Here is a 20510-nt window from a genome sequence, read left to right as displayed (position 1 = left end):
AGGCTGTGCTCACCCATGTTCATCGTGATTCTCGGATCGATCCTCGGCCTCATGCACGTCTACGTGTGGAAGCGCTTGGTCAAGGACACCACCGCGCCGGGGCGGATCCGCATCGTGTGCTCTGTGCTGCTCGGCGTGCTGTTGGTTCTGCTGATCGCGGCGTTGATCGTGCCGAGGGTCGCCGACGTCACCGCGTCGCGGTGGCTGGCCTGGCCCGGATACCTGTGGTTCGGGGTGGTCGCGTATCTGGTGTTGACGCTGGCGGCGCTCGAGCCGATCCGGTTGGTGCGGTGGTTGTGGCGGAAGCGGCGGCCTCCGGAGGAGCCCGAGTCACCGGAGCGGCGGGTGTTCCTGTCGCGGGTGGCGGCGGTGGCCGCCGGCACTGCGACGGTCGGGTTGGTGGGCACCGGACTGGTCAACGCCCTGGGTCCGCCGCAGACCCTGCGCGTGCCGGTGCGGCTGCCGCGGCTGAACCCGGCGTTCGACGGCTTCCGCATCGCGGTCGTCTCGGACATTCACCTGGGTCCGCTGTTGGGCCGTGCCCACACCGAGCGCATCGTGCGGATGATCAACGAGACCGAACCCGACCTCGTCGCGGTGGTCGGTGATCTGGTCGACGGCACGGTCGCCGAACTCGGACCGGCTGCCGAGCCGCTGCAGGACCTGGTGGCGCGCGAAGGCGCCTTCTTCGTCACCGGCAACCACGAGTACTTCGTCGAGGACACCGCGGAGTGGCTGCGCGAGCTGGAACGTCTCGGTTTGAACCTCCTGCGCAACGAGCACACCAGCATCCGGCGCGACGGCGCGGCGTTCGATCTGGCCGGCATCAACGATCTGGCCGGTCGATCGCACTCGGATCCGCCCGACCTGGACCGGGCGCTGCGCGGTGTGCAGGCCGAGAGTCCGACCGTGCTGCTGGCCCACCAGCCCGTGCAGGTCGAAGACGCCGCCGACCGCGGCGTGGATCTGCAGATCTCCGGACACACCCATGGCGGGCAGATGTGGCCGTTCCACTACGCCGTCAGCCTCGCCCAGCCCGCGCTGGCCGGGCTGTCGACGGTGCGCGACACCCAGTTGTACGTGTCGCGCGGCGCCGGGTTCTGGGGGCCGCCGCTGCGCGTGGGTGCGCCGCCGGACATCAGCGTGCTGACACTGCAAAGTTCCTGATGTTTGCAGGAGTGTGAGGTTGGGCACTTCTGCGCAAGGTCATGGCGATTCCGCCGCCTTTACTCAGGTATGCCCCGCATGCTGAAGGCCAACCCCTTCCGGAAGGTCGAGGACATGACGACAGACAACGTTGGCGCTACCGTCATCGACTTGCAGGTGCATTCCGCGCGGCGACGCGCTCGCTTCGACGAAGCGATGAAGCGACACCCGGCATACCTGTCGCGGTTGGCCGCCGCCGGCGACGACTCCGCCGAAATGGCATTCCATGCGCCCAAGTCGCCGATTGCGCCGTGCCAGAAGCAATCTCGGCGAATCGAGCTACAGCCGCTGTGACGCCTCGGTGAGCACTGTGCGCAGCACGTCGTAGATCGCGTCGAACTCGGCTTGTCCGCTGATCAGCGGCGGCGCGAGCTGCACGACCGGGTCGCCGCGGTCGTCGGCGCGGCAGTACAGGCCCGCCTCCCACAGCGCCGGGGTGAGGAAGCCACGGAGTAGCCGCTCGCTTTCCTCGTCGTTGAACGTCTCCTTGGTGGCCTTGTCTTTGACCAGCTCGATGCCGTAGAAGAATCCCTCGCCGCGGACGTCGCCGACGATCGGCAGGTCGTAGAGCTGCTCGAGCGTCGACCGGAACGCCGGCGCCATCTCCTTGACGTGGTCGTTGAGGCCTTCGCGTTCGAAGATGTCGAGGTTGGCCAGCGCCACCGCCGACGACACCGGGTGCCCACCGAAGGTGTAGCCGTGCCCGAACACCGTCTTGCCGTCGTTGAAGGGTTCGAACAGCCGGTCGGACGCGATCATCGCGCCGATCGGCGAGTAGCCCGACGTCAGACCCTTCGCGCACGTGATGATGTCCGGCACGTAGTTGAAGTCGTCACACGCGAACATCGAGCCGATCCGACCGTAGGCGCAGATGACCTCGTCGGAGACCAGCAGCACGTCGTACTCGTCGCAGATCTCTCGGACCCGCTCGAAGTAGCCCGGGGGTGGCGGGAAGCAGCCGCCGGCGTTTTGCACCGGCTCCAGGAACACCGCGGCGACGGTGTCAGGGCCTTCGAACTCGATGGCTTCGGCGATACGGTTGGCGCAGTATTCGCCGAAGGCTTTCTCGTCGTGTGCGTAGGGTTCGGGTGCGCGGTAGAAGTTGGTGTTCGGTGCGCGGAAGCCGCCCGGCACCAGGGGCTCGAACGGCGCCTTGAACGCGGGGATGCCGGTGATCGACAGCGCGCCCTGCGGGGTGCCGTGGTAGGCGATCGAACGCGAAACCACTTTGTGTTTACCGGGTTTACCGGTCAGCTTGAAGTACTGCTTGGCCAGCTTCCATGCGCTTTCGACGGCCTCGCCGCCGCCGGTGGTGAAGAAGATCCGGTTCAGATCGCCGGGCGCATAGCCGGCGATCCGCTCGGCGAGTTCGACCGCGGTCGGGGTGGCGTAGGACCACAGCGGGAAGAAGGCCAGCTGTTCGGCCTGCTTGGCCGCGGCCTCGGCGAGCTCTTTGCGGCCGTGGCCGACCTGGACCACGAACAGCCCGGAGAGGCCGTCGATGTACTTGCGGCCCTTGTCATCCCAGATGTGGACACCTTCGCCGCGGGTGATGATCGGCGGGGTGATGCCGGCCCCGTGGCGGGCGAAGTGCCCCCACAGGTGGCGGTTGGCTTTGGCCGACAGTTCTGTTGCCGTGTCGGGAGTTTCGGAGACGATGCTCATCGGGTGCCCCAATTGTATTGCTGCTTCACAAGTTTCAAGTAGACGAGGGTTTCGGTGGAGATCACTCCCGGCAGGGCGCGGATCTGAGTGTTCAACAGTTCGAGGAGGTGGTCGTCGTCTTCGCAGACCACTTCGGCGATCGCGTCGAAGGATCCGGCGGTCAGCACGACGTAGTCGACGGCGTCGATCTGTGCGAGCTTCTCGGCGACCACGGTGGTGTCGCCGGTGCATTTGATGCCGATCATGGCCTGGCGGGCGAATCCGAGCTGCATGGGGTCGGTGACGGCGACGATCTGCATCACCCCGGCGTCGACCATCCGCTGTACCCGCTGGCGGACCGCTGCTTCGGACAGTCCGACGGCCTTACCGATACCGGCATAGGAGCGTCGGCCGTCCTGTTGCAGCTTCTCGATGATCGCTTTGGACAGCTCGTCCAGCGGGAACGCGGCACCGGGTCGGGAGGTGTTCACCCGGAATGAGACCGGGCCGACGGCGTGCGGTACCCCGGGGTTGGCCATGCCTGAGATTGTGCACGGAATCCGTCGTCACAGGCAACCACAACCATGAAATCGGGTGTACAACGCCACTGACGCGTGCGTAATGCGTAGCGTTGCTCGGTACGTCGTATAGCGTTGCGGTATGGGCATGGCAAGTAGTTGGATCGATGGCGCGCCGGTGACGACCGCGGGCCCCACGCACACGGTGATCAACCCGGCCGACGGCAAGGCGGTCGCGGAGTACGCGCTGGCTGAGGCCGCGGATGTGGACCGCGCCGTGGCTTCCGCGCGCGCCGCGCTTCCCGGCTGGGCGGGCGCGACGCCGGCGGACCGCTCGGCGGTGCTGGCCAAGCTGGCGCGGCTGGCCGACGAGGCTTCTTCTGTCCTGGTCGACGAGGAGGTCAGTCAGACCGGCAAGCCGGTCCGGCTGGCCACCGAGTTCGACGTGCCCGGGAGCATCGACAACATCGACTTCTTCGCCGGGGCCGCGCGTCATCTCGAAGGCAAGGCGTCCGCGGAGTACTCGCCCGATCACACGTCCTCGATCCGGCGGGAGGCGGTCGGGGTGGTCGCGACCATCACGCCGTGGAACTATCCGCTGCAGATGGCGGTGTGGAAGGTGTTGCCGGCGTTGGCCGCTGGGTGTTCGGTCGTGATCAAGCCGGCCGAGATCACGCCGCTGACGACGTTGACGTTGGCGCGCCTGGCCTCGGAAGCAGGGCTGCCGCCGGGTGTGCTCAACGTGGTCACCGGCGCCGGCGCTGACGTCGGCGCCGCGCTGGCCGGGCACGGCGATGTCGACATGGTGACGTTCACCGGGTCGACGCCGGTGGGCCGGCGCGTAATGGCCGCCGCCGCGGTGCACGGGCATCGCACGCAGCTCGAGCTCGGCGGCAAGGCGCCGTTCGTGGTGTTCGACGACGCTGATCTCGATGCGGCCATTCAGGGCGCGGTCGCCGGCGCGCTGATCAACACCGGGCAGGACTGCACGGCGGCGACGCGGGCGATCGTCGCGCAGCCTCTGTACGACGATTTCGTGGCTGGCGTGGCCGAGTTGTTCGACAAGGTGGTCGTCGGTTATCCTGCCGATCCCGACACCGATCTGGGGCCGCTGATTTCCGAGGCACACCGGTCGAAGGTGGCCGAGATGGTGGCGCGGGCGCCGGGGGAGGGCGGACGGGTCGTGTCCGGCGGCATCGCACCCGAGCGGCCGGGGTCGTTCTACCGGCCGACGCTGATCGCCGACGTAGCCGAGTCGTCTGAGGTCTGGCGCGACGAGATCTTCGGACCGGTACTCACGGCGCGGCCGTTCGTCGACGACGACGATGCTCTGCGCCAGGCCAACGACACCCAGTACGGGCTGGCGGCCTCGGCGTGGACCAGGGATGTCTATCGCGCGCAACGGGCGTCGCGCGAGATCCACGCCGGTTGCGTGTGGATCAACGACCACATCCCGATCATCTCCGAGATGCCGCACGGCGGCTTCGGCGCCTCGGGCTTCGGCAAGGACATGAGCCAGTATTCGCTCGAGGAGTACTTGTCGATCAAGCACGTGATGAGCGACATCACCGGGGTGGCCGAAAAAGATTGGCATCGCACGGTTTTCGCGAAGCGGTAGTTGCGCGGGATAGCATTCCCGGCTGCGGTTGAGGCGGGTCCACAGCCGGGGTGCTATTCCGCGAAATGTTTGGGGGGTGTCGTCCAGGTTCAGAAGAAGTTGACGACGGTCTTCTCGACCGTTCCGGAAAGGAAGCGGTCTATGGCGCTGAGCACTCTTCGCGACTGCTCCCAGCGGTGAGCATTCGTATCGTAGATACGAGCGGCTTCGGCGTAGTTCTTTCGACTGTGCGGGTCGTTCGGGTCTGTACCTTTGGTATTTGCGAGATACACGGTCTTCCAGTCCGCCTTGTTGTTGACGAATGTCTCTCTATAACCTCGGTTGCTCACTTGCATCCTCCCGCCGTTCCAGATGTCGAATATGCCGCCGAAGAACTCGTCCTTCGGAATGAAATCGTTTTCGGCGTGGAGATGCAGGACGTCGACTTCGGCTCTGTATTCGCTCGCCTTCTTGACTAATGGGGCCGCGAAAGTTACGACAGTTGTAACCTTCTCCGAATATCGGCCCTTTACCGCGTAATTTTGTGCAGTCGACCCGCCCTTGCTGAAGCCGACTAGAAGGATTTCTGAAACATATTCCCCTTGTCGCTCGATGTCTTCGATAGTTTGATTTATTGCTCGTTCCATGTTTTCGTCGATGATCCCTCGCTTTGCCCGAAGCATCGCATTCTTGGTGAACAGGTCCCACCATTCGCCTTTGATGCCGCTGATGTAGGCCACTACGCGGGTCACGCCATTTTCCACAATCTTGTCGATGGTAATGGTGTCGCCATCGAGGAGGATATTTGGGAGAAGGTCGGCGGTTCTGCCCTGTTGGACATTACTTTGATCACCTTCGCTTAAAATGCTGCCCGAAAATTGTGGGATCAACCTCGCGATCGCCTGCATGGTGATTTTCCACGATGCCAGCCCATCGATCTTCGAGGTGTCGAGGACCAGCACAGCCTCCTGGGCGACACCGCCGTCAAGTTCGTAACCGCTCGTGGTGTAGATTTTCCGACCATCCCGGCTGAGGGCTATCCCGCCCAAGTAGAAGTCTTCGCTGCCAATATTGATCGGGACGGTGGTCACGTCGTTGGTGGTGGTGTCAAAGACAATGACTTCATATCCGCTACTCGCATAGACGCGGCGACCGTCCGGGCTGACGGTGACGGCGTAACCGTAGGGGTTGCCGTAATGGTGGGGGACGGGAATGGTGGTGACTATCTTGGTGGCGGTGTCGAGCACGGCCATTGCTGTAGTGCCGTCGAGACTGACACCCACGGTGTAAGCGCGGCGACCGTCCGGACTGAGGGCCAAACCGAATGCCCTGACAGCACCGCTTACAGGGATGGCGGTGACAGTGTTGGTGGCAGTGTCGAGCACCGTTATGGCGACGGAGCCGTTGACGGTGACGCTCGTCGTGTAGACGCGACGCCCATCCGCGCTCACAGACACTCCGTTGGCGAGATATGCAGTATCGCTGCTGTTTTCGTTAGGGACGGGAACCGTGGTCACGGTGTTCGAGATCGTGTCGAGGACGGTCAGCACTTGCTGACGGCCGCTGCCGTCGAGGACGACACCGCTGTAATAGACGCGGCGGCCATCAAGACTTACGGCTATTCCCACCTCGTTAAAGTAGGCACTGCTGATCGGCACTGTGCGCACGGTGTTCGTGACGGTGTCGAGTATGAACGCCGCAGGCTGGTAGCTGGTTCCGGTGAAGGTGAGTCCGTTGGTATAGACGTGCCGACTGTCTGGGCTCACCGCAATTCCGTACGCGTTGTAGGGGTAGCCGTTGCTGACGGGGATCGTCTTCACGGTGTTGGTTTGGGTATCAACGATGGTGACCGCTTGCCGAACGGTAGAGCCGGTGCCGGTGATGCTGACCGTGTAGACGTGGCGGCCGTCTGGGCTCACGACGACCTGGCTTGGGTACGGGAAGACGGTGCTGGTGGTGATGGTGGCGGTAGGGGTGACCGTTCCGGGCAAGGTCGACACGGTGTCAGCGGTACTCACGATGCCAGTGGACGCGCCTGCCGCGAGCGCTAAATGAGCGCCGACAATCGGTGTCGCGCTTGGTCGGCCTGCGTCCGGCGGAGTGGTTGTAATCGCGGCCGGCGCATCGCCTGTCGTAGCGGTAAGCGTCGCATCGTGGCTTGCCACTTCGCTGTTGGGACGCAGGTCTTCTGCTGGCGAGGGTCCCCCAATGATGTACAGGCGTGACGATGGGTCACCCGATCCGGAAATCGTCTCCACGGTGACCTGGTAAATGGTGCCTTCGGGTCCGAAGACCGCGGGCCCGGCTGGCGCCCCCGCGATCGGGCGCGTGATCGGCGTGATACCCAACGGAGAGATAACGGCGACCGTGGTGCTCGAAACTCCTGAATCGGGAGCGATGTGCCCGACAGATTGATAGACGGTCCCATCGGATGCGATGACGACGGATCCCGCTGGGACACCGTCGATGCTGTGCGTCGCGATGCCCGTCGCGGTGAATACCGAAACGCTGGTCGTATAGACACCAGTGTCTGAATGGACAGCAGTGGTCTGATACGCGGTTCCGTCCGGCGCTACCACTACCGTCCAGTTCGTCCCAGTGGATCGCGGGTCACCGGGACGGCCCGCGAGTTCGCGAATGGTGGTGCCATTGGCGGTGATGACCGCCACCCTGGTGGTGTCGGTATCGGCGTCATAGGTTGTCAGGAACGCGTTTCCGTTGACACCCGGCACCACCGTGCCGACCACCTCACCGGCGATATCGACGATATCGGTGTCGCCCGCGGCGGTCCGTATAGCCAGCGTGGTGCTCGCTGTGTAGGTGGCCGGGTCGAAGTCCTGCGCCACCTGGTACACGGTGCCGTCCGGCCCGACGACGACCGGCAACACGCTCGGTCCGCCGGAGGTTTGCAGTGGGATGCCGGCGATGTCCTGGAGGATCGGCGTCAGCCCGGTCGTGGTGATTGCCGCTACGGTTGTGACGTACTCGACTGTCCCAGCGTCGGTGTCGAATACAGGGCTGAATACAGTTTGGTACAGGGTCCCGTCCGGGCCAAGTACCGGGCTGCCAATGGGAATGCCGTCGATAGTGCCGGCGAGCCGGACCAGTCCACTGTCGGTGAGGACTGCAATCCCGGCCGTGCCGAGGGCGGCATCGGGGCCGGCGGGCGTCTGATAGATCGGCTGATAGATGGTCCCATCGGACGCGAACCCGACTCCGCCGCCTGCGGCACCGTCGATCGAGTACGTACTTGGTCCATTCGGGCCGAGGATCGCCACCGTCGTGGTGTGTTCGCCGGCTTGCAGTGTGACTGGGTCGATGACCCAGTCGCCCATGGTGAGGTACACCGTGCCGCCAGCCGCCACCACCGGTCCGGCCGGCGCACCGATTCCAGAACCGCCAGGGAAGCCGCTGAGGGTGTAAGGGGTAGCCCCGTCCGAGGCGATGACCAAAACCGTTGTGGTGTAGCTACCGTCGCTCAAGAGCTGCGAGAGGATTTGGTAACCGGTGCCGTCGCCCCCGAGGACGACCGGGCCGGCGGGGGCGCCAACGTGGTGGCCGGTGAACCAGCTTGGGCCAGTTGGCGGGATGATCACGACTCCGGAGGTGGTGGCGCCACTCTCGTAGTCGCGGTAGGTGACCGATTGGTAGACGGTGCCGTTCGCGCCCACGACCAGCGGGCCCGCTGGGTCACCCGGCACCGGTTCGGTATAGGTGGTCGTGCCGCTCGTGCCGATCACCGCGACGGTGACGGTGGTGACGCCTGCCGAGTCGCGGGTAGTGGTGGTTCGGTAGATCGTGCCGTCGGCAACCACGACCGGGCTACCGAGTACCGATCCGTCGGCGGAGCCGGGGGCGCCTGCAATCGGTTCGCCGATCTCAGCGGTGCTGAGCAGATCGGCGACAGCGACCGGGGTCAGCACAGCGATCCTGCTGAGCGGACCGTCGTCACCGGCCACTGAATACGGCACATAGACACGGCCGTCGGCACCCAACGTCACATCGGACGGGTAGCTGCCGCTTCCAAGGTTGATAGTGCGGGTAATCGAGCCGTCTTGGTCTAGCACGGTGATCGTGCCAGTGTCGGGGTCTGTGACGTAGACGGCACCATTGGCCCCGACATCTACACTCCACGGGTTGCCGCCGAGATCAACGGTCTGGGCGATCGACCCGTCAGGCTCGACGACGATGAGGGTTCCCTGCCAGGGATCGGTGATGTAAATCCGGCCATCGAGCCCGACCGTCAGGCCGGTGATGCCGGTCGCCGCGTCTTCGAATTCCGGCAGGTGGATGGTGTCTGCGACAGAGCCGTCGGGGTGAAAGATTGTGATTGTCTTGGTAGTCCAACTACCCACATAGACGCGCCCTGCGTTGTCGACATCGATACCCGATGCTGGTTCTGCCAGATTCGCAAACAGCGCGGCGGAGTGGTCGCTCGCAGGGTCAATGACCACCACAGCGCCGTGGAAGGATTCTTGGTAGTCGTCTTCCCAACTGTCAGCGACCTCGCTGGTGACGTAGATCCGGCCATCTGGGCCGATGGCCACGTCGAAGGCAGTGCTGATCGCCTGAGGAATGATCGAACCGATCTCGATGACCGTATCGATCGAACCGTCAGGATTTATCACCGTGATCGTGCCTGCGGAGTCATCGGCAAGGTACTGGGTGATGTAGAGGCGGCCGTCTGGCGCTATCGCCAACTCCTGGGCACCAAGGCGCGCTTCGTCGATGGTGCGGACGTCGGTCGAAAAGCTCACCGCGGCATCGATCGGCGCGACGACATCGATGGTTGTAGTGGCCCGCCCGTCAGATGCTGTGATCTTGAAGGTGGTACTGGGCTCTCCAGTTTTGAGCCAGGCGGCGAACCGCGCCTGCACTGTGGGTGTGAACTTCCATGCTCCGGTCTCGGAATCGATGACGACCGTGCCGATTTCCTCTTCGGGACCTGCGGTCAGCTCGAAAGTGAGTGTGTCTCCGTCTGGATCGGAGACGTTGATGGTTCCGGTCACCGTGCCGCTGTCGTTATGTGTCGTGAAATCGTAGGCGGGGGTGCCGAAGACGGGAGCGACGTTGAAAACGGGCACGATGACCGTCAATGTGGCGGTGTCGCTGAGCAGCCCGTCGGAAGCGGTGTAGGTCAGCACCTCAGTGCCGGAGAAGCCTGTTGCGGGGGTGTAGGTGATGGTGCCCCCGGTGAACGTGACGACTCCATTGGCCGCTCCGGTGACAGCGACGACGGTCAGGGGGTCGCCATCCGAGTCGGTGTCGTTGTCGACGACGTTGACGATGACACTGCGGACGTCGGACGGCATGGTGAACGTGTCGTCTGTCGCAGCAGGCGCGTCGTTGACGAACCCGACAGAGATCGTGACGATGGCGGTGTCGGTCAGCGTTCCGTCGGACACTGTGTAGGTGAATGAGTCGGCACCGTGATACCCGGTCGTGGGGGTGTAGGTGATCTTCCCGTCGGCGATCACTGCGGTTCCGTGGCTGGGTGCGCCGACTGCGGAGATGGTCAGTGTGTTGCCGTCGGGGTCGGTGTCGTTGGCCAGGACATCAACAGCGATCGGCGAATCTTCCGCCGTGGTAGCCGAATCCGCAACGGCGACAGGCGCTTCATTGACCGGAGTGACCGTCACGCTCACGATCGCGGTGTCGGTCAGTTCGCCATCGGTAACGGTGTAGGTGAACGAAGCAGTGCCGTGATACCCCGCGACCGGGGTGTAGGTCAGATTCCCGCCATCGATCGTCACGGTGCCCTGCAGCGGCGTCGACACCTGAGTGATGGTTAAAGTGTCGGCGTCGGCGTCGGTGTCGTTGGCCAGCACGCCAACCACGACCGGCGTGCCTTCGGCGGTACTGGTCGAATCGTCGTTGGCGACGGGTGCCTGGTTCATCGGAATCGTCGGGGCGACGGTGACCGTCACCGTCGCGACCGACAGATGCCCGCCTCGCAGCAGACTGACCAGTGAATGAACGTGCCAGGGGCTGGCTTCATCGGACACTCGGTAGCTGAAGGTGTCGGTGCCGACAAAGCCGGCCTTCGGCGTGTAGGTGAAGCTGCCGTCCGGGTTCAGCGCCACCGTGCCGTTGGCGGCCTGCGTGTATCCGGTGACGGTGAGGATGTCGCCAGTGTCCGGATCGACATCGTTGCCCAGCACGGTGATTCGTGTGGGCAGGCTTTCGGATGTTTCAGCGACATCTGCGATCGCGTTCGGCGTGCTGTTGAAGAACGTGCGCGCGATCTCGCGGCGCACGAAGGCAAGAACCCCGAGAAGCAACGGAGGATCGCTGGGCGCACTGGGAGCGGGATTGAAGAGCATGTTCAACGCCTTCGCGGCGATGTCGAGCATCTTCACCGCCCCGCCGAAGATCGCTCCGATCGGTGTGGGCTGGCTGACCAGTGGTGCCGGCGCCGGCACGGTGTCGATGAAGTTCGTGGCCGGAACTTTGCGCGTCGTCGCCGGCGAGTTGTGCACCGGCCCGCGCCCCTCCGCCCGAGTTGCCACACGACCATCCACGACGAGCCTGGTTTTGTCGGCAAGGTTCGTCGCGGCCGATGTGCTGTTGGCCGCGGGTGTCTCGATTGTGGCGGTCTGCGATGGGGCGGCGTCCGTGCTCCCACTTCGGCCGGCCGCGGCCGTCGTAGTGGCCGACTCCTCGACGGACGGGCGACCGGTGCGGGGCTCGACGACGACGTCGTCGACGTGGACGTCTTCTGGCTCGGGGGCTGGGCTCTCGGCCGCTATCCCGTCGGCGGCTTCCTGGTCCTCACCATCGAGTTCGGCGTCTTCCAACTCCGACTCGTCGACTGGTCCGTCGGCCTCGGATTCCGTCGGAGCGCTCTCCACAGCTGACGACGTGGTCGCCCCCTCCGTCGGCGACTCGGACTCGGAAGCCGACGTGCGGGCACTCGTGCTTGCGGAATCAGTCGACGACGTTTCGGAATTGGTGGTGTCGGCCCACGCTGGATTGGCAACTGCTGTGCCGATCCCCAACGCAACCGCCAACGCGCCGACACGACCAACGTACTTTGCATAGCCCACGGCAATGCTCCCCCGGGAATGTGACCCACAGTGGTCAACTGACGGGAGATGCTACTCAGAGCAACGCGGTATTGACGGAGTTAGTCGAAGCAATTCTCGGGTTGATGTTTCCGGGATAAGCGCTTGAACAGGGCATCTGCAGAGCGTCTCAGGAGATTCATACGTTCGGACGACGCCTGAATGGCAGATCTAGCGCCTGAAGGCAAATTTTGACTCATGCGTTGAGGTTGCGTGGGTGCTGGGTGAAGGGCCGGAATTCGTGGACGTTCGCTGTAAGTGGCGCACAAGGAGCCGCGGTGACGAGGGGGGTGCCGGACACCGTGACGGTAAATAGCGACCCGTAGCGGCCGGCTGCCTCGTCGGAAATCGTGAATGTGGTGTTGATTCCGCTGACCGCGTCGCGCACCGTAACGCTGGCGTCCGACGCCCAAATTCGGCGTCTCCGCTGTACCGGTGAACGGAAAACGAGCACTCGCCGGCGCCCGTCCCATGCATGCGTTGACCGATATTCGCGACGTCAGCGTGTCCCCAGGCATCGCGCGTTTCATCGTGGAACGCGGCTCCGACCGCGAGAGTGCGCGCAGCGTAGTGACGACTGCCGCGACCCTACGCTGAGGGCACTTTCGCGACCCCCGACCCCCGGGCGCCCGCACTAAACTGCACCTATGACCACCGCGGAGTTCGAACGGCTCCGGCCGCACCTGGTCTCGGTGGCCTACCGCCTCACCGGCACCTTCGCCGACGCCGAAGACGTCGTGCAGGAGGCCTGGATCCGATGGAACAGTCGCCGCGACAACCAGATTCGCGATACCAAAGCCTGGTTGACCACGGTGGTGAGTCGACTCAGCCTGGACCGGCTGCGCTCGGCGGCGCACCGGCGTGAGAGCTACACCGGGCAGTGGCTGCCCGAGCCCGTGGTCACCTCGTTCGACGAAGACGATCCACTCACGGCGGTGGTGGCCGGCGAGGATGCCCGGTTCGCGGCCATGGTCGTGCTGGAGAACCTGACGCCCGATCAACGGGTCGCGTTCGTGCTGCACGACGGGTTCGCCGTGCCGTTCGGAGAAATCGCCGAGATCCTCGGCTCGACCACCGCGGCGGCCCGCCAACTCGCCTCGCGTGCCCGCCGCACGGTCGCGTCGGCACCGCCTCCGGCCGCCGACCACGGCGACGTCGTCGCAAAGTTGCTCGGCGCCATGGCCTCCGGTGACCTGGCGGCTGTCGTGGCGGTGCTGCACCCCGAGGTGACGTTCACCGGCGACGCGAACGGACGCGCCCCGACCGCCGCCCGGGTGGTCGAGGGTGCCGACAAGGTGGCCAGATTCCTGCTCGGCCTGGCGCAGCGCTACGGTCCGCGGTTCTTCGACAGCGGACGGCCGGCGCTCGTCAACGGGGAGCTCGGCCTGTACTCGCCGGGAGCCGACGCCGACGGCGGGTGGCCGACGCTGGCGCCGCGGATTTCCGCGGTGACGGTGGACGGGGGCCGTGTGGTGGCGATCTACGACATCGCCAACCCGGACAAGTTCACCGCGTCGCCGCTGGCTACGGCGACGCCCACGGCACTCGGCACGCATCTCCGGAGCTGAACCCCTGCTCGGTGATACCGAGCGCGGTGTACATCCGAGCGCGCATGTTCTCCACACCGATCTGGTAGGTCAGTTCGATCACGCCTGCGTCGCCGAAGCGTCGGCGGAGGTCGTCGACTTGTTCGTCGGTGACTTCGTGCGGGTCCGTGGTGATCGCTTCTGCATAGGCGATGGCGGCGCGCTCGTCGTCGGTGTAGGCCGGTGATGTTGCGTAGTCGTCGATGTGGGTGAGCTTGTCGGCGTCCAGACCGTCGAGACGTGCCAGCATCGCGCCGAAGTCGACGCACCAGGAACAGCCGATGCGACGCGCAGTCCAGAAGACGGCCAGCTCGCGCACGCTGCTCGGCAGACGCTGCGACGCGGACTGCAGCAACCCTTCGTGGGCGGCGTTGGCCAGCAGCAGACGCGGATGGTGCGCCGCAACGGCAAATGGTTCGGGCACCTCCCCGAAGCGGTGCTTGGCGTAGCGGTACATCAGGCGGGTGATCAGTGAGGCCTGGTCGGGGGACCGGGCCGGAATTCGTGGGGTCATACAGCACAGACGAGACAGCCCGTCGAGGTGTGACAGAACGAGGCGAATGGAGGGGAGAAACCTTCAGAAGTGGGTACATCGTCGAAAGGCGCGCTGGCTGAGCGGCGATCGTCAGGAAAAAGTCCCGAACCAGGACCCATCCGAGTCGCGAACCGCTCCGAATGCTCCGCATGAAGAGGGTCGGCGCGACCAGAAGGAGCATGTCCTTGAACAGCGGTGAATGGATTCGAGCGGCGGTAGCCGCTCCGAGCCGGTGGCCGGAGGCGGACGCCGCCAGGCTGGCGGTCTGGCGCGACGACGTGCGTTCTGCAGTACGCACTCACCTACTCGATTTCGTCCACCGCGAATGCGTCGAACGGCTGGGCGACGCCCACGTCGACGTCGCACCGGGTCTGTTGCGCGACTTCGTCGAGGGCGGCAAGTACGTCCGCTCGACCTATATGTATCTGGGCTGGCTGTGCGGCGCAGCCGAGGACGATGGGGCGCTGCGCGCGTCGGCGAGCCTGGAGTTGTTGCACGCATTCGCGCTGATTCAGGACGACGTCATGGATGCCTCGCCGATGCGGCGGGCACGGCCGGCTGCGCATGTGGTCTTCTCGCGCTGGCATCGTGAGCGCGGGCTGGGGGGTTCGGCCGACCGGTTCGGCGAATCCGCGGCGATCCTGCTGGGTGATCTGTGCCTGGTGTGGGCGGCGCAGATGCTGCGCACCAGTGGCCTGGACGACGAGGCGCTGACGCGGGTGTGGCCGCGCTACGACGACATGCGGGTCGAACTCGCCGTCGGCCAGTTCGCGGACCTGGTCAACAGCTCGCACGCATTCCCGACGCTCGACGAGGTGTTCGACGTGTTGCGCCGCAAGTCCGGCAACTACACGGTGCGTCGCCCGTTGGAGATGGGCGCCGCCATGGCCGGCTGCGACCCCGAGCAGCTGATGGCCTTGTCCGGCTACGGCTCGGCCATCGGGGAGGCCTTTCAACTCCGCGACGACGTCCTGGGCGTGTTCGGCAGCCCCTCGATGACCGGCAAGTCCGCGCACACCGACATGGAAGCCGGCAAGGCGACCAGCGTCATCGTCGCCGCCTACGAACTCGCCGGCCCCGGACTGCGCGGCCAGCTCGCCGACCTGATGAGCGCCACCGACCTCGACGCCGCCTCGATCGAACGGTGGCGGACGCTGATCATGGCCAGCGGTGCAGTGCAGTGGATCGAGGAACGCATCGGCGAACGACACCGCCGCGCCATGGACTACCTCGATCAGGTGGAGCTGCCCGAGCTTCCGCGCGCCGCGCTGGCCGAGATGGCAGTGGCCTGCACCCAGCGGGCGGCGTGATGCGCACCGTCACCGGAAAGACCGACCGGGTCGTCGTCGTCGGAGCCGGCCTCTCGGGATTGTCGGCGGCCATGCAGCTGGCCGGGCGGGGCCGCAGCGTCACCGTGCTGGAGCGCGGCAGCCACCCCGGCGGTCGGGTCGGCCGCGCGGACATCAACGGCTACCGCATCGACACCGGCCCCACCGTGCTGACGATGCCGGACATCATCGACGACGCGTTCGCCGCTCTCGGCGAGTCGCTGTCGGATCATCTTGCGCTGCAACAGGTACACCCCGCGTACCGGGCGAAGTTCGCCGACGGCAGCGAGCTTGCGGTGCACACCGACGGCGCCGCGATGGCCACCGAGGTCGAACGTTTCGCCGGACGCGCAGAAGCCGACGGCTATCTGCGGCTGCGGGAGTGGCTGACCCAGCTGTACCGCACCGAGTTCGATGGGTTCATCGCCAACAACTTCGACTCGCCGCTGTCGCTGCTGACCCCGCAGCTGGCTCGGTTGGTGGCGCTGGGGGCTTTCCGCCGGTGGGAACCCGTGGTGCGCAGGTTCCTGAAGGACGAGCGTCTGCTGCGGGTGTTCACCTTCCAGGCGCTCTACGCGGGGGTGCCGCCGCAGAGCGCGCTGGCGGTCTACGCGGTGATCGCCTACATGGACACTGTTGCCGGGGTGTACTTTCCCGACGGCGGCATGCGCGCGCTTCCCGACGCGATGGCCGCAGCCGCAACCCGTGCCGGTGTCGAATTCGTCTACAACGCACCGGTTTCCGAGCTCGAATTCAGTGGACCACGGGCGACCGGCGTGCGTACCGCCACGGGTGAGCGCTACGCGGCCGATACCGTGGTGCTGACCACCGAACTCCCTGACACCTACCGGCTCCTGCGGCGGACACCGCGACGGCCGTTGAGGATCAAGGCGGCCCCGTCGGCGGTGGTCGCGCACGTCGGATGCGCGGCGGTCGGTGACCGGGCCGGCCACCACACCATCCTGTTCGGCGACGCGTGGAAGGACACGTTCCGCGACATCATCGACGACGGTCGTGTGATGCGGGATCCGTCGCTGCTGGTGACCCGGCCGACCGCCGGTGACCCGTCGTTGGCGCCGGCCGGGCGGGATCTGCTGTACGTGCTCGCACCCGCACCCAACACCGATGTCGGGACCGTCGACTGGGACACGACGGGCGAGCAGTACACCGACCAGATGCTCAGCGCGGTGCGCACCCGGATGCCCGGTGTCGGTGATGACGCCGAGATCCTGCATGTGGTGACGCCGTCGGACTGGAGCCGGCAGGGAATGGCTGCCGGAAGCCCATTTGCATTGGCACACACCTTTTCTCAGACGGGTCCGTTCCGCCCGGCCAATACCGTCCGCGGCATCGACAACGTCGTGCTGGCGGGCTCCTCGACTGTGCCCGGTGTCGGAGTTCCGACGGCGATCCTGTCCGGCCGACTGGCCGCCGACCGGATCACCGGGCTCACCGCTGTCCGCTCGCACACGGAGGTCCACCGCTGATGATCAGCTCAGAGCTCGATGCCGCCGGTGTACGGGAACCGTCATTACGCGAGGCCTACCGACACTGCCGCGACGTCAACGCCGCGCACGGCAAGACGTTCTTTCTGGCCACCCGGCTTCTGACGCCCCGGCAGCGTCCGGCCGTGCACGCGCTGTACGGGTTCGCCCGTGGTGCTGACGACATCCTCGACGGTTTCGACGACCGAGATGTCGAGCAGCGCGCCGACGAACTCCAGCAGCTGTCAAAGCGCTTGTTCGCCAGCCTGGTTCAGCACGAGCCGGCCGACGATCACCCGACCCTGACAGCCGTGGTGGACACCGCGCGCAAGTACGACATCAGCTGGGATCTGTTCGACGACTTCCTGGCGTCGATGCGGATGGACCTGACGGTCACCGATTATCCGGACCGTAAGTCGTTGGAGCGGTACATGTACGGCTCGGCCGAGGTGATCGGCCTGCAGATGCTGCCGGTGCTGGGCACGGTGGGCCGGCGCGAGGAAGCAGCACCGTACGCCGCGGCGCTGGGCAAGGCGTTCCAGTTGACGAACTTCCTGCGCGACATCGACGAAGACCTCGACCGCGGCCGTGTCTACCTGCCGGCGGACGAACTGGCCGCTCACGGTGTGGACCGCGAGCGTCTGCTGTGGTGCCAGCGGGAAGGCCGCACCGACGGGCGCGTGCGACGGGCGCTGGCCGAGCAGCACGCGATCACCCGCAAGGTCTACGACCAGGCGCGCCCCGGGATCGACGCGCTGGCCCCGTGTTCGCGGCCCTGCGTGTCTGCGGCGTTGACGCTGTATTCGGAGATCCTGGACCGAATCGAGGCGATCGACTTCGAGATCTTCGGCCGTCGTGCGACGGTGGGTAAGCCGCGTCGACTGGTGGTTGCGGTCGCCGGGATCGGCAAGGCGTGGGTGAACAGGCTTCGATTCGGGAGTGTTTGACGGTGCAGCAACGGCATGTGACTCCGGAGACTGACCGACGCCGGCAACGCTGGCCAGGACCACCGGGGTTGACCTCGGTTGCGCCCGACCAGCAGCAGCCCCGCGTGGTGGTGGTCGGCGGCGGCATCGCCGGTCTGGCCGCGGCGACCGGGCTGGCCGAACGCGGCGTCGCGGTCGACGTCGTCGAACGGTGCGACTATCTGGGCGGCCGGGTCGGTGGCTGGCCGGATACGCTGGCCGACGGGTCTGCGGCGGCGATGAACCGCGGCTTCCACGCGTTCTTCCGCCAGTACTACAACCTGCGCGCACTGCTGCGACGCAGCGATCCGACGTTGTCGGCGCTGACACCGGTCGACGACTACCCGCTGATCGACGGCGACGGCCGCCGCGACACCTTCCGCGGGCTGCCGCAGACCCCACCGCTGAACGCGCTGGCTTTCGCATTGCGCAGTCCCACCTTCCGGCTGCGCGACCTCGTGCGACTCGACGCGAAAGCCGCTGCGCCGCTGGCGACGGTATCGGTGCCCGAGACCTACGAGTTGCTCGACCACCGCGATGCGGCGACCTTTCTGCGCGACATCCGTTTCCCCGACGCGGCGCGGCATTTGGCGTTCGAGGTGTTCGCGCGCAGCTTCTTCGCCCGGCCCGAAAAGCTGTCGGCCGGCGAGCTGGTCACGATGTTCCACATCTATTTCCTGGGCTCCAGCGAGGGATTGATCTTCGACGTTTCCAACGCGAACTTCGATGTAGCGCTGTGGAATCCGTTGCGTGACTACCTGACCGGGCTCGGCGTCACGTTCCACACCGGCGTGGAAGCCCACGAGTTGACGGTGGGGGAGCAGGTCACGCTGAGCAGCTCGCGCGGCGAGTTCGTCGCCGACGGCGCGGTGCTGGCCGCCGACGTCGCGGGCCTGCAAGCTCTGGTGTCCGCGTCGCCGGGCTTGGGGGACCCGCAGTGGCGCGAGCAGGTGGCCGGCATGGGTGTCGCGCCGGCGTTCGTGGTGTTGCGGTTGTGGCTGGACCGCGCGGTACGGGCGGACCGTTCGGCGTTTGTCGGGACAGGTGGGCGCGAGCCGCTGGACAATGTCAGTGTGCTGGAACGCTACGAACGCGAAGCCGCCGAGTGGGCGGCGCGCACAGGCGGATCGGTCGTGGAGTTGCACGCCTACTCGGTGGCCGACGCCGACGACACGGTCTGTGCGGCGCTGATCAAGCGGATGCACGAGCTGTATCCCGAGACCGCCGACGCGCAGATCGTCGATCAGCGGGTGCTGCGCCGCCAGGACTGCCCCCGCTTCGCGCCAGGCGATTTCGCGAACCGGCCGACGGTCGCAACACCGCATCCGCGGATCAAGCTCGCCGGCGACGGGATCCGCATCGACCTTCCGGTCGCGCTGATGGAACGCGCGGCGACGACGGGCTGGACCGCGGCCAACGAGCTGCTCGCCGGGTTCGGCCTGGCCGGGCATGCGCTGCACACCGTGCCCAACCAGGGGCGGTCCTCTGTTCTTCGGCGACTGGCTGGTGCGGCCCGATGAGTCAGTGGCGCAAACGGCTCGCGAAAGCGGTTCCGTTTCAGGTGATTCCGTCGACCAACTGGGCAGCCCAGACCCCGTCGTACGCCGACGCCAATCCGGCAGTGATCCGCTCGGCGCTCCAGCGCGCTCAACGCCGTCCCGGGGGTAACTGGTTCACCTTCGCGGCGAGCTCGTCGATCACCACCAAGGCGTTCGGAACCTCGGTGGGTGGACGCGAGCTGGTGGCGTGGCGGGGTGCCGACGGTCAGCTGCTGGTGGCGCCGCGGGCATGTCCCCACCTGGGCGCCGACCTCGCGCAGGCGCCCGTGGAGTGCGGCACGCTGGTCTGCCCGTGGCACGGCCTGCGATTGGGGACGCAGCGCCACGGCACCTGGAAACCATTGCCCGCCTACGACGACGGCGTGCTGTGCTGGGTGCGCCTGGATGACATCGGCGGGCAGCAACCCACTGACACACCCCCTGCTATGCCGCGTCCACCGCAGCCGTCGCTGGCCGCGGTCACCCGACTGGAGGGGGTCTGCGAACCTCAGGACATCGTGGCCAACCGGCTCGATCCCTGGCACGGGGCGTGGTTTCACCCGTATTCGTTCACGCAGCTGCGGGTGCTGAGCGCACCCCCGGCCGAAGACGACCTGCCCGAGGACGCCGACCGCTTCGTCGTCGAGGTGACGTTCCGGATGGGCCGGCTCGGCGTGCCCGTCGTCGCCGAGTTCACCGCACCCACACCGCGCGCCGTGGTGATGCGCATCGTCGACGGCGAGGGAAAGGGCAGCGTCGTGGAAACACACGCCACGCCAGTCGGTTCGGGCCGGGACGGTCGGTCGCGCTCGGCGGTCGTGGAGGCCGTCGTCGCGCACTCCGATCGGCCGCACTTCGGCAAGGGGCTGGTCGCGGCGCCGCTGATCCGCCCGCTGATGCGTCAGGCCGCTACGCGGCTGTGGCGCGACGACCTGGCCTACGCCGAACGGCTCTACCACCTCCGCTCCTGACCCGCCGAAATTGCATTCCACGCGCGTCAACCGCGTGTTTTCGTCGCGCTGGATGCAATCTGGGCGAAGACGGG

General features: G+C 66.1%; 13 protein-coding genes. 9 read left to right on the top strand and 4 right to left on the bottom strand.

What is annotated here, in order from left to right; genetic code table 11:
* The first annotated feature begins 15 nt into the window (after positions 1 to 15).
* Entirely contained in the window at positions 16 to 1167 is a 1152-nt protein-coding gene (locus ACQI46_RS00185) for a metallophosphoesterase (protein ID WP_427091943.1), read from the top strand.
* 78 nt (positions 1168 to 1245) lie between these two features.
* On the top strand, positions 1246 to 1500 hold the full coding sequence (locus tag ACQI46_RS00180; RefSeq protein ID WP_427091942.1) for a hypothetical protein: 255 nt from the start codon (positions 1246 to 1248) through the stop codon (positions 1498 to 1500).
* Here the strand turns inward: ACQI46_RS00180 and ACQI46_RS00175 are convergent.
* On the bottom strand, positions 1486 to 2871 hold the full coding sequence (locus tag ACQI46_RS00175) for an aspartate aminotransferase family protein (protein WP_427091941.1): 1386 nt from the start codon (positions 2869 to 2871) through the stop codon (positions 1486 to 1488). The genes ACQI46_RS00180 and ACQI46_RS00175 overlap by 15 nt on opposite strands.
* Positions 2868 to 3389 (bottom strand): Lrp/AsnC family transcriptional regulator, encoded by a 522-nt coding sequence (locus ACQI46_RS00170; protein ID WP_427091940.1) that lies wholly within the window; start codon positions 3387 to 3389, stop codon positions 2868 to 2870. The genes ACQI46_RS00175 and ACQI46_RS00170 overlap by 4 nt, the downstream gene beginning before the upstream one ends.
* A 121-nt stretch (positions 3390 to 3510) precedes the next feature.
* Between ACQI46_RS00170 and ACQI46_RS00165 the strand changes: the two genes are divergently transcribed.
* Positions 3511 to 4986, top strand: coding sequence for a gamma-aminobutyraldehyde dehydrogenase (locus tag ACQI46_RS00165; RefSeq protein ID WP_427091939.1), 1476 nt, complete (start codon positions 3511 to 3513; stop codon positions 4984 to 4986).
* Positions 4987 to 5075: 89 nt separating this feature from the next.
* Here ACQI46_RS00165 and ACQI46_RS00160 read toward each other — a convergent pair whose 3' ends face one another.
* Positions 5076 to 12011, bottom strand: coding sequence for an Ig-like domain-containing protein (locus ACQI46_RS00160; RefSeq protein ID WP_427091938.1), 6936 nt, complete (start codon positions 12009 to 12011; stop codon positions 5076 to 5078).
* Positions 12012 to 12676: 665 nt separating this feature from the next.
* Here ACQI46_RS00160 and ACQI46_RS00155 point away from each other — a divergent pair.
* A complete protein-coding gene (locus ACQI46_RS00155) occupies positions 12677 to 13597 on the top strand; it encodes a sigma-70 family RNA polymerase sigma factor (RefSeq protein WP_427091937.1) in 921 nt (306 codons plus the stop codon).
* Here the strand turns inward: ACQI46_RS00155 and ACQI46_RS00150 are convergent.
* Positions 13554 to 14129: a carboxymuconolactone decarboxylase family protein gene (locus tag ACQI46_RS00150; protein WP_427091936.1), complete on the bottom strand. Its 576-nt coding sequence runs from the start codon at positions 14127 to 14129 to the stop codon at positions 13554 to 13556. The genes ACQI46_RS00155 and ACQI46_RS00150 overlap by 44 nt on opposite strands.
* Before the next feature lie 200 nt (positions 14130 to 14329).
* Here ACQI46_RS00150 and ACQI46_RS00145 point away from each other — a divergent pair, with 200 nt between their 5' ends.
* From ACQI46_RS00145 to ACQI46_RS00125, 5 genes are all read left to right on the top strand, one after another.
* Positions 14330 to 15460 carry a polyprenyl synthetase family protein gene (locus ACQI46_RS00145; RefSeq protein ID WP_427091935.1) on the top strand — a complete coding sequence of 377 codons (1131 nt, stop codon included), beginning with the start codon at positions 14330 to 14332 and terminating at the stop codon, positions 15458 to 15460.
* Positions 15460 to 16965, top strand: coding sequence for a phytoene desaturase family protein (gene crtI, locus ACQI46_RS00140; RefSeq protein ID WP_427091934.1), 1506 nt, complete (start codon positions 15460 to 15462; stop codon positions 16963 to 16965). The genes ACQI46_RS00145 and crtI overlap by 1 nt, the downstream gene beginning before the upstream one ends.
* A complete protein-coding gene (locus tag ACQI46_RS00135) occupies positions 16965 to 17909 on the top strand; it encodes a phytoene/squalene synthase family protein (RefSeq protein ID WP_427091933.1) in 945 nt (314 codons plus the stop codon). The genes crtI and ACQI46_RS00135 overlap by 1 nt, the downstream gene beginning before the upstream one ends.
* Before the next feature lie 68 nt (positions 17910 to 17977).
* Positions 17978 to 19447 (top strand): FAD-dependent oxidoreductase, encoded by a 1470-nt coding sequence (locus ACQI46_RS00130; protein ID WP_427091932.1) that lies wholly within the window; start codon positions 17978 to 17980, stop codon positions 19445 to 19447.
* Entirely contained in the window at positions 19444 to 20436 is a 993-nt protein-coding gene (locus ACQI46_RS00125) for a DUF5914 domain-containing protein (RefSeq protein WP_427091931.1), read from the top strand. The genes ACQI46_RS00130 and ACQI46_RS00125 overlap by 4 nt, the downstream gene beginning before the upstream one ends.
* Positions 20437 to 20510 lie beyond the last annotated feature (74 nt).

The sequence above is a fragment of the Mycobacterium sp. SMC-4 genome (assembly GCF_050205565.1).
Lineage (GTDB): Bacteria > Actinomycetota > Actinomycetes > Mycobacteriales > Mycobacteriaceae > Mycobacterium.
The sequence above is the reverse complement of the archived record's forward strand: the minus strand, read 5'-3'. Positions and strand labels throughout refer to the sequence as shown.